The following is a 14,332-nucleotide window of genomic DNA, read 5'->3' on the forward strand; positions in this document are numbered from 1 at the left end:
TATGTATTTGTCTTTTAAGGACTCTTTTCAGTAAAGAAGCGGGAGGATTGTACAAAAGTATGAATTTTTGTAAACACAAATGATAATAGAAATCATTTGTGTTTGATGAGATTGGTGAGAAAAATCTTTTTGATTCAGTGGGATAGTAGTGAAATAAAAAAGGAGAAAAAGTGAAGAAAAGATGGAGAAGTAAAGAGGGCTAACGCCCTCCAGGATTACTTCAGCAAATATTGAGCGTGAAAGCGCAGATGATCTTCAATGAACGATGAAATAAAGTAATAGCTGTGATCGTAGCCTGGCTGAATGCGCAATGTCATCGGCCATGCGGTTTGACGTGCCGTTTCGGCCAGCACCGCTGGCTGCAACTGATCGGCAAGAAACTGATCGCTATCACCCTGATCAATCAGCGTTGGAATCGCATCTTCTGGCTTACTGGCTAACATCAACGCGCAGCTATCCCACTCTGCCCATAGAGACTTATCCGTGCCCAGATAGGCGCTAAAGGCTTTCTCACCCCACGGTACGCGACAGGGATTAACGATGGGGGCGAAGGCAGAAACGCTGGTGTATTTGCCAGGGTTTTTCAGTGCCATGATCAGTGCGCCATGCCCCCCCATTGAGTGCCCGCTGATGGCGCAGCGATCGCTGACGTTAAACTGTGACTGAATGAGTGCCGGCAGCTCATCACGCATATAGTCATACATGCGGAAATGTGCGGCCCATGGCTGTTGCGTGGCATTGAGATAAAATCCGGCACCCTGGCCTAAATCGTAGCCTTCATCATTGGCGACCTGTTCCCCACGCGGGCTGGTATCGGGCATCACCAGAACGATGCCCAGTTCAGCCGCAATACGTTGTGCCCCGGCTTTAGTGGTGAAGTTTTCATCATTGCAGGTCAAACCTGACAGCCAGTACAGCACCGGAGGCGGGGTATTATCCCGGGGGGGTGGAAGAAAAATACTAAAGGTCATGGTGCAATTTAACGTGATGGAGTCGTGACGCCAGCGTTGCTGCCAGCCTTCAAAACAGCGGTGCTCTTCAAGCATTTCCATGCGTGGCTCCTTGTTGTGTTGAACCTGAATGTGTTTGCGAACTCACCATAATACAGATTATTCATTGCACTGTGAGTAACTTTCACTTCCGCATTGAGCAAACATACTTCATCATCTATATAACTTTACATTAACACTCGAATTCACCCGGATGAACGGCGTATGGAATACCTGCGCTAAAAGGCAGCACCAATTTCAATAATTATCGCGGTGAATACTGGATTATGTGCGCCACCTCACGCACAATGTTCTGGCTGTGACACAGCCTAAAAACTTTGCCCCACGCAGGGCAGAGGCGCCACACCTGCAGGAGAAAAAGAAATGTCATCACTCAGTAAAGAAGCGGCCCTGGTTCATGAAGCGCTGGTCGCGCGTGGTCTCGAAACACCACTACGCCCGCCCGTGCAAGAGATGGATAACGAAACGCGCAAACGTCTTATCTCCGGACATATGACCGAGATTATGCAATTGCTCAATCTTGATTTGAGCGATGACAGTCTGATGGAAACTCCACATCGCATCGCAAAAATGTATGTCGATGAGATTTTCTCCGGCCTCGATTACGCTAATTTCCCTAAAATCACCGTCATTGAAAATAAGATGAAGGTTGATGAGATGGTCACGGTTCGTGATATCACGCTGACCAGCACCTGCGAACATCACTTCGTCACGATTGATGGCAAAGCGACGGTGGCCTATATCCCGAAAGATTCGGTTATCGGCCTGTCGAAGATTAACCGCATTGTGCAGTTCTTCGCCCAGCGCCCGCAGGTCCAGGAACGGCTGACTCAGCAAATTCTAACTGCGCTGCAAACGCTGCTCGGGACGAATAATGTGGCGGTTTCAATTGATGCTGTGCATTACTGCGTGAAAGCGCGTGGTATCCGTGATGCGACCAGCGCCACCACCACTACCTCGCTTGGCGGATTGTTTAAGTCCAGCCAGAATACGCGTCAGGAATTCCTGCGCGCCGTGCGTCACCACAACTGATCAGGGCAGGGGCCATGGAGCGTAATGTCACGCTGGATTTTATTCGTGGCGTCGCCATCCTCGGTATCCTGCTTCTCAATATTAGCGCCTTTGGTCTGCCAAAGGCGGCCTATCTGAATCCTGCCTGGTACGGCAACATTACTCCGTCAGATGCCTGGACCTGGGCTGTGCTTGATCTCTTTGCGCAGGTGAAATTCCTCACGCTGTTTGCGCTGCTGTTTGGCGCGGGTTTGCAGATGCTGCTACCGCGAGGCAAACATTGGATCCAGTCGCGACTCACTTTGCTGGTTTTGCTGGGGTTCATTCACGGTTTGCTGTTCTGGGATGGCGATATCCTGCTGGCGTATGGCCTCATCGGGCTGATTTGCTGGCGGTTGGTTCGTGATGCCCCTTCAGTCAAAAGTCTGTTTAATACCGGCGTGTTGCTCTATCTGGTGGGCGTTGGTGTGCTGTTATTGCTGGGATTTATTTCCGGAAGTGAGACCAGTCGGGCCTGGACACCGGATGCTTCTGCGTTGCTGTATGAGAAATACTGGAAGATTAACGGCGGTATGGAAGCGGTCAGCAATCGCGTAGATATGCTGTCAGGCAGCTTACTGGCGCTGGGGGCACAGTACGGCTGGCAGTTGGCGGGGATGATGCTGCTGGGAGCGGCATTGATGCGCAGCGGTTGGCTGAAAGGGCAGTACAGTTTGCAGCACTATCGACGTACCGGCGCGTTATTGGTCATTATTGGCATTGCGATTAACCTGCCTGCTATCGTTGCGCAGTGGCATCTGGATTGGGCATATCGCTGGTGCGCTTTTTTGTTGCAGGCTCCGCGTGAGCTGGGAGCGCCGTTTCAGACAATTGGCTATGCCGCGTTGCTGTTTGGTTTCTGGCCGCAGCTTAGCCGCTTAAAATGGGTTGTTGCGATAGCCTGCGTTGGGCGCATGGCGTTGACCAACTATCTGTTACAAACCTTGATTTGCACCACGCTGTTTTATCAATTTGGCTTATTTATGAAATATGACCGACTGGCGCTGCTGTTATTTGTCATTCCGGTCTGGGCCGTTAACCTGCTTTTCTCCGTCATTTGGTTGCGTTTTTACCGGCAAGGCCCGGTCGAATGGCTATGGCGTCAATTAACCCTGCGTGCGTCAGGGGCATCATTACCGCGAACATCCAGATAACGATCTGGATCACATTCATTAACAAAATGGATGTAAGCGCTTTCATTCCTGTGACATCACTCACGCAGTCCGCTGCGTTGTGCTGACAAAATACACAGCCTGGGGTGTCTGCGGGTAACCGCATCTTAAACAGGGTAGTGAATATGGTAACCATACGTGATGTGGCACGGCAGTCCGGCGTTTCGGTTGCGACGGTTTCCCGCGTACTCAACAACAGCGCGCTGGTGAGTCCTGACACGCGTGAAGCGGTAATGAAAGCAGTGACTCAGCTCGGCTATCGCCCTAACGCCAATGCACAAGCGCTGGCGACGCAGGTGAGCGACACGATTGGGGTCGTGGTGATGGATGTTTCAGATGCATTTTTTGGCGCGCTGGTCAAAGCCGTGGACCTGGTTGCCCAGCAGCATCAGAAGTACGTCCTGATTGGCAACAGCTACCACGAAGCTGAAAAAGAACGTCACGCCATTGAGGTATTGATTCGTCAGCGTTGTAACGCACTGATTGTTCACTCGAAAGCGTTGAGCGATCGCGAGCTGGCGGAGTTTATGGATCAGATCCCCGGTATGGTGCTGATCAACCGCATTGTGCCGGGCTATGCGCATCGTTGTGTCTGTCTGGATAATATTAGCGGCGCTAAAATGGCAACCCGCATGCTGCTGAATAATGGGCATCAACGTATTGGTTACCTGGCATCAAGTCACCGCATTGAGGACGATACAATGCGTAAAGAAGGGTGGCTAAGTGCGCTGAAAGAACAGGGGATTACCCCAGCCGACAGCTGGATAGGTACAGGTTCACCGGATATGCAGGGTGGAGAGTCCGCAATGGTGGAACTACTGGGACGCAACCTGCAACTGACGGCTGTCTTCGCTTACAACGACAATATGGCCGCTGGCGCGCTAACGGCGCTAAAAGACAACGGCATCGCCATTCCATTACATCTGTCTATCATTGGTTTCGACGATATCCCCATCGCGCGTTACACCGACCCGCAGTTGACAACGGTGCGCTATCCTATTGCTTCTATGGCAAAAATGGCCACTGAGCTTGCGCTACAAGGCGCGGCGGGAACGCTGGATCCTGATGCAACACATTGCTTTATGCCGACACTGGTGCGGCGCCATTCTGTGGCTTTGCGGCAGAATGCGGCACCGATCACTAACTGATAATGTCGGGCCATGTAACCGCTTTCAATATGTGAGTAAATTCACAGTATCTTAACAATGCGATAGCTATGATGACACTGTTTGCTGCGCTGTAACTACTATGTAACGGTGAATAATCACTTTCATCGAGGTATAGGCGTCTTAAACAAAAATTAAAGCCTGTTTTTGGAGCGTTGCCAGACACGGAAGAAATATTTTTAAAAGTGAGCTTCGGCGTTCAGTAACACTTCAGTAACGTTCTGCCTGCCGAGCATTTATCTCAAGCACTACCCTGCATAATAAAACCGGAGATACCATGAATAAGAAGGTGTTGACCCTGTCTGCTGTAATGGCAAGCATGTTATTCGGCGCGGCTGCGCACGCTGCTGATACCCGCATTGGTGTGACTATCTATAAATATGACGATAACTTTATGTCTGTGGTACGTAAGGCTATTGAAAAAGATGCCAAAGCGGCGCCGGATGTACAGTTGCTGATGAATGACTCGCAAAACGATCAGTCCAAACAGAACGATCAGATTGATGTGTTGTTGGCAAAAGGCGTTAAAGCACTGGCCATCAACCTGGTTGACCCGGCAGCAGCAGGAACGGTAATTGAAAAAGCACGTGGTCAGAACGTACCGATTGTATTCTTCAACAAAGAGCCTTCCCGTAAAGCGCTGGACAGCTATGACAAAGCCTATTACGTCGGTACTGACTCCAAAGAGTCCGGGATTATTCAGGGTGATTTGATTGCCAAGCACTGGGCTGCTAACCCAAACTGGGATCTGAATAAAGACGGCAAAATTCAGTTTGTACTGCTGAAAGGTGAACCGGGACATCCGGATGCTGAAGCACGTACGACCTACGTGATTAAAGAGCTGAACGATAAAGGCATTAAAACTGAGCAGTTGCAGTTAGATACCGCAATGTGGGATACCGCTCAGGCGAAAGATAAAATGGATGCGTGGATGTCTGGTCCTAACGCAAACAAAATTGAAGTGGTTATCGCCAACAATGACGCCATGGCGATGGGCGCAGTTGAAGCGCTGAAAGCGCACAACAAAACCAGCGTCCCGGTATTTGGCGTCGATGCGCTGCCTGAAGCACTGGCTCTGGTGAAATCGGGTGCCATGGCCGGTACCGTGCTGAACGATGCAAACAACCAGGCGAAAGCGACCTTCGATCTGGCGAGGAACCTGGCGGACGGCAAAGGCGCGGCAGATGGCACCAACTGGAAAATTGAGAACAAAATTGTTCGCGTTCCATATGTAGGTGTCGATAAAGATAATCTGGCAGAGTTCACCAACAAATAAATACTCCGTCTGTGGGCGCAATTTCATTGCGCCCTTAATTACGCACTCTGCAAGGCCAACAAGGTATAATTATGGTCAGCACTAATACTCAGTCGTCAGGTGAATACTTGTTGGAAATGAGCGGCATCAACAAGTCCTTTCCCGGCGTTAAGGCTCTTGATAATGTCAATTTAAAAGTCCGCCCACATTCTATTCATGCTCTGATGGGCGAGAATGGCGCTGGAAAGTCAACATTATTAAAATGTCTTTTTGGGATCTATCAAAAAGATTCCGGTAGTATTTTATTTCAGGGTAAAGAAATCGATTTTCATTCTGCTAAAGAAGCGCTTGAGAATGGTATTTCAATGGTACACCAGGAATTAAACCTGGTATTACAACGTTCTGTAATGGACAACATGTGGCTGGGGCGCTATCCCACCAAAGGTATGTTTGTCGATCAGGAAAAAATGTACCGCGATACCAAAGCGATTTTTGATGAACTGGATATTGACATCGATCCGCGTGCGCGCGTCGGAACATTATCTGTTTCGCAAATGCAGATGATCGAAATTGCGAAAGCATTTTCGTATGACGCCAAAATCGTCATTATGGATGAACCGACCTCATCGTTAACTGAGAAAGAGGTTAATCATCTGTTTACCATCATCCGTAAGCTGAAAGAGCGTGGGTGCGGGATCGTGTATATTTCTCACAAAATGGAAGAAATCTTTCAACTGTGCGATGAAATTACCGTGCTGCGCGATGGTCAATGGATTGCGACCCAGCCGCTGGAAGGGCTGGACATGGATAAGATCATCGCCATGATGGTCGGACGCTCACTGAACCAACGTTTCCCGGATAAAGAGAACAAGCCGGGAGAAGTGATTCTGGAAGTGCGTAACCTGACGTCTCTGCGTCAGCCGTCGATTCGTGATATCTCTTTTGATCTCCATAAAGGGGAAATTCTCGGCATTGCCGGTCTGGTTGGCGCGAAACGCACCGATATCGTTGAAACGTTGTTTGGCATTCGTGAGAAATCATCGGGCACGATTACGCTCCACGGCAAAAAAATCAATAATCACAGTGCGAATGAAGCGATTAACCATGGTTTTGCGCTGGTCACTGAAGAGCGTCGCTCAACCGGTATTTATGCCTATCTGGACATTGGTTTTAACTCGTTAATTTCCAATATCCAAAACTATAAAAATAAAGTTGGCCTGCTGGATAACTCCCGCATGAAGAGTGATACCCAGTGGGTAATTGACTCGATGAGGGTAAAAACACCAGGGCATCGTACGCAAATTGGTTCACTTTCTGGTGGTAATCAGCAAAAGGTGGTCATTGGCCGTTGGTTGTTAACGCAGCCTGAAATCCTGATGCTGGATGAACCTACACGCGGTATTGATGTCGGCGCGAAATTTGAGATTTATCAGTTGATTGCTGAACTGGCGAAAAAAGGAAAGGGGATCATTATTATTTCCTCTGAAATGCCGGAGTTGCTAGGTATTACCGATCGTATTCTGGTGATGAGCAATGGCCTCGTCGCTGGAATTGTTGACACTAAAACAACAACGCAAAACGAAATCCTCCGTCTTGCGTCTTTGCACCTTTAAGATTAGGGGCTCCTCATGAGTGCGTTAAATAAGAAAAGTTTTCTTACTTACCTGAAAGAAGGCGGAATTTACGTTGTTCTTTTGGTTTTGCTGGCCATTATTATTTTCCAGGACCCCACATTCTTAAGTTTACTGAACTTGAGTAATATTCTGACGCAATCCTCCGTGCGTATTATTATCGCGCTGGGTGTTGCCGGGCTGATTGTTACGCAAGGGACGGACCTGTCAGCAGGGCGCCAGGTAGGTTTGGCGGCGGTCGTTGCGGCAACCTTGTTGCAGTCGATGGAGAATGCCAACAAGGTATTCCCGGAAATGGCGACGATGCCCATTATTGTGGTCGTGCTGATTGTTTGCGTTATCGGTGCTGTCATCGGTCTGGTAAACGGTATCATCATTGCTTATCTGAATGTGACGCCGTTTATCACCACCCTCGGCACGATGATTATTGTCTACGGTATTAACTCCCTGTACTACGACTTTGTCGGCGCATCGCCAATTTCTGGCTTTGACAGCGGGTTCTCAACCTTTGCGCAGGGCTTTATTGCGCTGGGTAGTTTCCGACTTTCCTACATCACCTTCTATGCGCTGATTGCGGTAGCTTTTGTCTGGGTGCTGTGGAACAAGACCCGCTTTGGTAAAAACATTTTCGCCATCGGCGGGAACCCGGAAGCGGCGAAAGTGTCCGGTGTAAACGTGGCGCTGAACCTGCTGATTATCTATGCGCTGTCTGGTGTGTTCTATGCCTTCGGTGGATTGCTGGAAGCCGGGCGTATCGGTTCCGCGACCAACAACCTCGGCTTTATGTATGAGCTTGATGCGATTGCAGCTTGCGTGGTAGGCGGCGTGTCGTTTAGCGGTGGCGTGGGGACGGTCTTCGGCGTGGTGACCGGTGTGATAATTTTCACCGTCATCAACTATGGTTTAACCTACATCGGCGTGAACCCTTACTGGCAGTATATTATTAAGGGCGGCATCATCATCTTCGCCGTCGCGCTGGATTCACTGAAATACGCACGTAAGAAGTAACGATTAAAACGCTAAAAGCCCGGTGCAGCGCAATCTGCACCGGGCTTTTTGTGCGTGTTACAACGTTAACGCATGCGCTTTCTCGCCGGTTTTAAATTTCACCTCACCGAGACCGATACAGGCTACCGGGCAAACGTGGCCGCACAGCAAGCAGCCCACGCATTTTTCCGTGTTGCAGTGTGGTGTACGGGTCTCCTCATTCCATTCCATCGCCTGGTGCCCACCGTCATAGCAGGAGATGTAGCAACGGCCACAGCCAACACATTTTTCGAGATTGATATGCGGATAGACGAGGTAGCTACGATCAAGCTCCTCTGCGGGGATGATATTGGCATTGGCGAGACCAACCATCTCCTCCAGCGAATCAAATCCTTGATCGGCGAGGTAATGTGACAGCCCGCTGGTCATGTCCTCCACGATTCGGTAGCCATACTGCATGATCCCGGTGGTTACCTGCAGCGTGGCAGCACCCAACAGCAGAAACTCGGCGGCATCCTCCCAGGTTTCAATTCCCCCAATGCCGCTAATCGGGAAATCGCGCAGTTCAGGGTGCATGCGCAGTTGCTGAATAAAGCGCAGAGCAATAGGTTTCACGGCCTTGCCGGAGTAACCAGAAATACTGGATTTACCGTTAACGACCGGCATCCCAATTTTTCGGTTCAGGTCGATATTGGTGATGGATTTAACCGTATTGATGGTCGCGATACCGTCGGCGCCTCCGCGTTTAGCCGCCAGAGCTACTTCACACATATCACCAATATTCGGTGTCATTTTAGCCAGCATTGGTAAGGTTGAGCCGCGTTTAACTGCCCGACAATACTTTTCGACCAGCTCAGGGCTTTGCCCGACATCACTGCCCATGGCATGTGAGGTCATTTGTGGGCAGGAAAAGTTGCATTCGATCATGTCTGCACCTGCCTCTTCAACCCGACGAGCCAGCTCCTGCCACTGTTCTTCGTTTTCACCCATGATCGACGCAATCAGGACGTTGTTTGGGTAGTCCTGTTTCAGTCGGCGAATTGCGGCCAGATTCTCCTCCAGCGGGTGCTCGGCAATTTGCTCCATGTTTTTGAAGCCAATAAAGCCGGTATCTTCTTTGGTCAGATGGTCAAAGCGTGGGGAGACTTCATTGGCAATAAAGAAACCGATGGTCTTAAAAACAATACCGCCCCAGCCGGTATCATAGGCTTTGGCGCACATCTCATAGCAGTTGCCCACCGGGGAAGAAGAGAGGCAGAACGGGTTGGGAAATTTGACGCCGCAAAAAGTAATAGAAAGATCTTTCGTTAACATGAGCAAGCTCCCTCTAAATAGTGATGAATGGCCTGAGCGGCTTCTTTTCCGGTTTTCACGGCGTATACAACCGTTTTATCGCCTTTAACAATATCGCCTGCGGCAAACATAACCGGATCGGCGGTTTGGTAATTGTGCGTATCGATAAGATTGCGCTGTGGCTTTAACGCGGCAAAATCATCAAGCTGCGCATGTTGACCGACGGCAAGAATAATATGTTCGGCTTCAAGCGAGAGTTCTCCCGGCAGACGTACGTGCTTAAAGGTTACGCGATTTCCACTAACCGCCACAGGAGTAAAACCGTCAATAATCGATACCCCTAATGCCTGGGTACTGTTGAACTCTTTTTCGCTGGCAGGAAATTCGGCCAGTTCTTCACGCGCGACACAGGTGACTGAAGGGCAGCCCAGCAATTTCAGTGTACTGGCGACATCCATTGCCACATCGCCGCCGCCGATGATCAATGCGCTTTGCGCTACGGTAATATCGCCGCCTGACTGCCGGGCCCGTTGCAGGAAGTTGACGGCAATTTCGACATTATTCGCCTGGTCAAACAGAGGCAACGTAGAACCGTAAGACATTCCTACGGTCACCAGTACGGCGCGGTATTCTGTTTTGAGTTGCTCAAGGGAGAGGGCATTGCCAACTTCACAATTGCATCTGATGGTTACGCCCATTTCCACAATACGGGCAATTTCATGATCTAAAACCGTCTGTGGCAGACGAAACTCTGGAATGCCATAACGCAACCAGCCACCAGGCTGGGCCTGTTTTTCGAACAGGGTGACATCATAGCCAAGATTACTCAGCGTTACGCTGGCCTGTAATCCGGCCGGTCCTGCACCGATGATGGCTACCTTGCCCAGCGTTTTTGTTGCGGGCTGATAGATTTTCATTGCGGTTTGCTGTTCAAAATCGGTAATAAATCGCTGCAGACGTGCAATATCGATAGGCCTGTCAATTCCTGAGCGTGTACATCCGCGCTGGCATAATTTTTCGGTTGGGCATACCCGGGCGCACACCGCACCAAGCGCATTATTTTCCCGGATAGTTTCAGCAGCGCCTTTAAAATTGCGGAAATAAATGGAGCGAATAAATTTCCCAGGGTCAGTTTGTGCCGGGCAATCCTGGCTACAGGGGGCATCGTGACATAATAAACAACGAGAAGCCTCTTTTATCGCTAATAATGGGGTGAAAGCAGGCGTGAGCTCATCCAGATAATTTTGTTGTGGCATATTTTATTCCTTAATGCTTGAGTAAATTAAGGCAAACCGTTAATAACAAAATATAAAAATTGAAAGGCTATCCTTAAGGCTAAGCACTGCAGGAAGAGTATTCTGTGAAAGGATTCACAAATAGAAGAAGGTGTGAGGGAGATGCTGACAGGCAGCATTTATCCCTTATATTGAAATGGTAACCGTTATCATAATATTAGTTATTCGCAAACGCTAATATAAAGGCAATATTGTTAACGATAAAACACTAAATAAACAACCATACCTAATGATAAACATCCGCACCCGGCATAAACCAGCACATAGGACCAAAATTGCAAAGGCTCTTGAGAGCGATAAGCGTAAACCGGTTCGCGCGCATTCTTCTTAATTTTATCTACGGCCCCGGAGCGCCATCCTTTCCAGGCTTCACGGAAACAAAAGAGGGGAATGAGCAAAAAGGCCAATACCACGAAGAGAGTTTGTACATCCATGCTTATTTTCCTTGTTTCTTTTGTAATTCGAGTAATTGTTCCGGAGTGACTGCCGGATATCCCTGAGCATCATCAGGTACCTGATGCATGGTCGGGATGGGCACCAGCGGACCTAAAAAACGTGGCTCGCGTTTAAAAAGGTAGAGATCGGCCAGCGCACCAAAGCGAGCGCCAAATTCGCGCACCCGCACGGTAAGCATATCTTTTGGCGAGGGTACCGCATAGCACTGAGCCTGAATGCCCATATGTAGCGCAATAAACAACGCGCGCTCACAGTGGAATCGCTGAGTAATGATGATGAAATCGTTGGTATCGAATACTTTGCGGGTGCGTACAATTGAATCAAGCGTACGGAACCCGGCGTAATCAAGCACGATGTCAGCGGGATCGACGCCCGCGGCAATCAGGTCTTTACGCATCGTCATCGGTTCGTTATAGCTTTGCTGCGCGTTGTCGCCGCTAAGTAGCAGATAGTTTACTTTGCCGCTGTTATACGCATTTAATGCGCCCTGAATGCGGTAGCGGTAATACTGATTGATGACGCCGGTACGGTAGTATTTTGCTGTGCCCAGGACAACGCCAACCTGCCGGTAAGGGAGATCCTGTAATTCGTCATAGATATAGGGGGCCGTCTTCCAGCTCATCCATCTGTCGAGTCCAAGCACTGTCAACAGCAGCAAGCCTGCCAGGACTAACAAGCTGTAAAACACGCGCTTTAACATGCAGAAAACTCGATAATTGGATGGAATTTCAATCAGGCTACTGTACCCAACGACGGAGCGCAAGAAACAGCAGTCTGATTGAGGGGATTTTAGTCACTGTTGCCCGATGGCGCAGGGATTATCGGACCAACATACTGTACGGTTGGCTTGTAGGCCCGGTAAGTGCAACGCCACCGGGCGTCACGACTTAACCGAGTAGTACGCGTTCGATATTATCGCAGCCCAGCGCGTTCAGGGTGGCAGACGTCGCATCCCACTGGATAAGCGCCGCATCCGCTTTTTCTGCCAGCACCGCACGTTGAATGTCCGGATAGTCGTAACCGTTCAGACTCAACAGGTTTAATGCGCCCTGCAACGGTGGCAGCGTTGGGTTGAAGGCGGCGTTTTCAGCATAACTGCCGCTGAAAATCTGACCATCTTTACACTCCAGCGCCACGCCGCTCGGGGAGTTGCTGTAGGGCATATGGCATCTGTTTGCTGCGGCAATCGCCGCCTGGGTGAGCGCATCGCCTTGCAGCGCGAAGCCGTGATCCTGGTCGTCCATCAACAGCGTCTTGATGTCGAGATCTTTTGGCCCAAAAGCGTCCGGCAGATAGTCGCGTAGTGCGTGTGGTTCACGCCCTGGCAGGTGAATACGTAAATCCAGTCCGCTGTTCAGCTCATTCATAAACTGACGGCAGTGTCCGCAAGGGGTGTAGTTGACGGTAATCGCGGCGAGTCCTTTTTCGCCACGTAACCAGGCATGGCTGATCGCGCTCTGCTCGGCGTGAACGGTTTGCTGCATTGTTGCACCAAGAAACTCCATGTTCCCACCGAAATACCAGGTTCCGCTGATACCTCGTGAGATTGCGCCAACGTTGAAGTTGGACAGCGGGGTGCGTGCGCAGGCCGCAGCTAAAGGCAGCAGAGCGAATGCCAGCGCGTCTTCGTCCAGTCCCGATTCGCGTTTAAGCAAAGATACCTGCTCAGCCGTCAGCATGGCCGGGAAATGTTCATCCGCCAGAATAGGGGCCAGGGCTGATTGCAAGTTATCCGCGAGTTGGGCAAAAGCAGTTTGAAAACGTGGATGCATGGCGTTGCCTCATAACAATGTAATGGAACCGTAGTTTACGGGCCTGACAGGGCTTTATATGTGATCCAAATCTCATTGTGTATGCAACTTATGAAACTTAAATGAAAAATGTGCAACGCATCGCAAATAAACAGCTTAAAAATGCAAATTAGCCTACCACTGCCAGGATAACCGGGAACAGGAAGGGGGCAACCAATGAGGTGATAATCCCGCAAATCACCAGCGCCAGTGAGCTAAATGCCCCTTCCTGGTAGTCCAGTTCAGCACAGCGAGCCGTGCCCAGGGCGTGTGAAGCCGTCCCCATTGCCAGTCCACGTGCTGCTTTAGTGCGAATGCGCATTGCATTCAGCAGGGTATGGCCAAATACGGCACCGAGGATACCGACAAAAATGACGCACACTGCGCTGATTGCTGGAATACCACCAATACTCCCTCCCACAGCCATCGCGATAGGTGTGGTTACCGATTTAGGCATAATAGAGGCGGCAATCTCCGGTGAAGCGCCCATCAGCAAGGCAATGGACGTGCCCGTGACCATGGCCACGACACTGCCGGCAAAACAGATTGCGATAATGGATTTCCAGCGGGCACGGATTTGGTGCAGCTGTTCATATAACGGATAAGCCAGAGCGACGACAGCCGGTTGCAATAAATCGTTCAGCACCTCGCTGCCTTTGAAGTAGTGATCGTAGGGGATACCGGTCAGCATCAAAAAGGGAATAATCACCACCATCGCCACGAGCAGCGGATTCAGCAACGGCAGTTTAAATCGCGCTGCCAGCTTACGTGCAGCAAAAAATACCGCCAGGGTGAGGGGTAATGACCACCAGATATACGACATCATTGTTTAGACCCTTTTTGACCAACGATTTTGCGTTCGCCGTGAACAATGTGCGAGCTCCAACTCACTACCAGGAATACGACCAGCGTACTGATGGTGCAGGACACCACGACCGGACCAAATTGTGCGCGTAGCAAGTCAAAGTACTGCATGATCCCCACGCCAATCGGGACAAACAGCAGGGCCATGTAACGTATCAGTACGTAGCAACCCGGGTTTACCCATTTTGCCGGTAAGATCTGTAATGCCAGTAATACAAACAGAATCAGCATGCCGATAATGCTGCCCGGAATCGTTATCGGCAGCAGTGATGCAAGAAAAATACCTGCATAGAGGCAGGCATAAATGAGGACGAACGCGCGTAAATATTGCCAGATAATGTTCAGTGACTTGCTCATAATTGA

The 14,332-nt window shown here is 49.9% G+C and carries 14 protein-coding genes; 6 read left to right on the top strand and 8 right to left on the bottom strand.

Going from position 1 to position 14,332, the window contains the following annotated elements; genetic code table 11:
- Positions 1-215 precede the first annotated feature (215 nt).
- Entirely contained in the window at positions 216-1,052 is an 837-nt protein-coding gene (gene fghA / locus ACLJXE_RS02025; protein ID WP_410749959.1) for an S-formylglutathione hydrolase, read from the bottom strand.
- A gap of 321 nt (positions 1,053-1,373) precedes the next feature.
- On the opposite strand from fghA, the gene folE reads away from it, so the two are divergent.
- The 6 genes from folE (at position 1,374) to mglC (ending at position 8,292) form a co-directional block, all read left to right on the top strand.
- Positions 1,374-2,042 carry a GTP cyclohydrolase I FolE gene (gene folE, locus ACLJXE_RS02030; RefSeq protein WP_003027410.1) on the top strand — a complete coding sequence of 223 codons (669 nt, stop codon included), beginning with the start codon at positions 1,374-1,376 and terminating at the stop codon, positions 2,040-2,042.
- A gap of 14 nt (positions 2,043-2,056) precedes the next feature.
- Complete coding sequence (gene yeiB / locus ACLJXE_RS02035; RefSeq protein ID WP_410749960.1) at positions 2,057-3,214, top strand: DUF418 domain-containing protein YeiB; 1,158 nt, start codon at positions 2,057-2,059, stop codon at positions 3,212-3,214.
- A gap of 143 nt (positions 3,215-3,357) precedes the next feature.
- Positions 3,358-4,380: an HTH-type transcriptional regulator GalS gene (gene galS, locus ACLJXE_RS02040; RefSeq protein ID WP_410749961.1), complete on the top strand. Its 1,023-nt coding sequence runs from the start codon at positions 3,358-3,360 to the stop codon at positions 4,378-4,380.
- Between the two features lie 295 nt (positions 4,381-4,675).
- Positions 4,676-5,674, top strand: coding sequence for a galactose/glucose ABC transporter substrate-binding protein MglB (gene mglB, locus ACLJXE_RS02045; protein WP_043016958.1), 999 nt, complete (start codon positions 4,676-4,678; stop codon positions 5,672-5,674).
- A 71-nt stretch (positions 5,675-5,745) separates the two neighbouring features.
- Entirely contained in the window at positions 5,746-7,266 is a 1,521-nt protein-coding gene (gene mglA, locus ACLJXE_RS02050; protein WP_061068162.1) for a galactose/methyl galactoside ABC transporter ATP-binding protein MglA, read from the top strand.
- A 15-nt stretch (positions 7,267-7,281) separates the two neighbouring features.
- Positions 7,282-8,292, top strand: a complete 1,011-nt coding sequence (gene mglC, locus ACLJXE_RS02055) for a galactose/methyl galactoside ABC transporter permease MglC (RefSeq protein WP_005129205.1) — start codon at positions 7,282-7,284, stop codon at positions 8,290-8,292.
- Between the two features lie 57 nt (positions 8,293-8,349).
- Here the strand turns inward: mglC and preA are convergent, their stop codons facing one another.
- The 7 genes from preA to ACLJXE_RS02090 form a co-directional block, all read right to left on the bottom strand.
- Complete coding sequence (gene preA, locus ACLJXE_RS02060; protein ID WP_410749962.1) at positions 8,350-9,585, bottom strand: NAD-dependent dihydropyrimidine dehydrogenase subunit PreA; 1,236 nt, start codon at positions 9,583-9,585, stop codon at positions 8,350-8,352.
- Entirely contained in the window at positions 9,579-10,820 is a 1,242-nt protein-coding gene (locus tag ACLJXE_RS02065; RefSeq protein ID WP_410749963.1) for an NAD(P)-dependent oxidoreductase, read from the bottom strand. Before ACLJXE_RS02065 ends, preA begins: the two co-directional genes overlap by 7 nt.
- A gap of 233 nt (positions 10,821-11,053) precedes the next feature.
- Positions 11,054-11,293 (bottom strand): DUF2542 family protein, encoded by a 240-nt coding sequence (locus tag ACLJXE_RS02070; RefSeq protein ID WP_137382289.1) that lies wholly within the window; start codon positions 11,291-11,293, stop codon positions 11,054-11,056.
- A gap of 2 nt (positions 11,294-11,295) precedes the next feature.
- Entirely contained in the window at positions 11,296-12,015 is a 720-nt protein-coding gene (sanA, locus tag ACLJXE_RS02075) for an outer membrane permeability protein SanA (RefSeq protein ID WP_286629155.1), read from the bottom strand.
- A 187-nt stretch (positions 12,016-12,202) separates the two neighbouring features.
- On the bottom strand, positions 12,203-13,087 hold the full coding sequence (cdd, locus tag ACLJXE_RS02080; protein ID WP_286629156.1) for a cytidine deaminase: 885 nt from the start codon (positions 13,085-13,087) through the stop codon (positions 12,203-12,205).
- Between the two features lie 148 nt (positions 13,088-13,235).
- On the bottom strand, positions 13,236-13,931 hold the full coding sequence (locus tag ACLJXE_RS02085; RefSeq protein ID WP_271440062.1) for a CidB/LrgB family autolysis modulator: 696 nt from the start codon (positions 13,929-13,931) through the stop codon (positions 13,236-13,238).
- Entirely contained in the window at positions 13,928-14,326 is a 399-nt protein-coding gene (locus ACLJXE_RS02090; RefSeq protein ID WP_005129194.1) for a CidA/LrgA family protein, read from the bottom strand. The genes ACLJXE_RS02085 and ACLJXE_RS02090 overlap by 4 nt, the downstream gene beginning before the upstream one ends.
- Positions 14,327-14,332: the final 6 nt, after the last annotated feature.

This window comes from Citrobacter sp. U14242, from assembly GCF_046555775.1.
In the GTDB taxonomy this organism is placed as follows: Bacteria; Pseudomonadota; Gammaproteobacteria; order Enterobacterales; family Enterobacteriaceae; genus Citrobacter.

Coding starts and splice junctions, on each gene's coding strand:
- fghA (WP_410749959.1), bottom strand. CDS start 1,052: ATGGAAATGCTTGAAGAGCACCGCTGTTTTGAAGGCTGGCAGCAACGC.
- folE (WP_003027410.1), top strand. CDS start 1,374: ATGTCATCACTCAGTAAAGAAGCGGCCCTGGTTCATGAAGCGCTGGTC.
- yeiB (WP_410749960.1), top strand. CDS start 2,057: ATGGAGCGTAATGTCACGCTGGATTTTATTCGTGGCGTCGCCATCCTC.
- galS (WP_410749961.1), top strand. CDS start 3,358: ATGGTAACCATACGTGATGTGGCACGGCAGTCCGGCGTTTCGGTTGCG.
- mglB (WP_043016958.1), top strand. CDS start 4,676: ATGAATAAGAAGGTGTTGACCCTGTCTGCTGTAATGGCAAGCATGTTA.
- mglA (WP_061068162.1), top strand. CDS start 5,746: ATGGTCAGCACTAATACTCAGTCGTCAGGTGAATACTTGTTGGAAATG.
- mglC (WP_005129205.1), top strand. CDS start 7,282: ATGAGTGCGTTAAATAAGAAAAGTTTTCTTACTTACCTGAAAGAAGGC.
- preA (WP_410749962.1), bottom strand. CDS start 9,585: ATGTTAACGAAAGATCTTTCTATTACTTTTTGCGGCGTCAAATTTCCC.
- ACLJXE_RS02065 (WP_410749963.1), bottom strand. CDS start 10,820: ATGCCACAACAAAATTATCTGGATGAGCTCACGCCTGCTTTCACCCCA.
- ACLJXE_RS02070 (WP_137382289.1), bottom strand. CDS start 11,293: ATGGATGTACAAACTCTCTTCGTGGTATTGGCCTTTTTGCTCATTCCC.
- sanA (WP_286629155.1), bottom strand. CDS start 12,015: ATGTTAAAGCGCGTGTTTTACAGCTTGTTAGTCCTGGCAGGCTTGCTG.
- cdd (WP_286629156.1), bottom strand. CDS start 13,087: ATGCATCCACGTTTTCAAACTGCTTTTGCCCAACTCGCGGATAACTTG.
- ACLJXE_RS02085 (WP_271440062.1), bottom strand. CDS start 13,931: ATGATGTCGTATATCTGGTGGTCATTACCCCTCACCCTGGCGGTATTT.
- ACLJXE_RS02090 (WP_005129194.1), bottom strand. CDS start 14,326: ATGAGCAAGTCACTGAACATTATCTGGCAATATTTACGCGCGTTCGTC.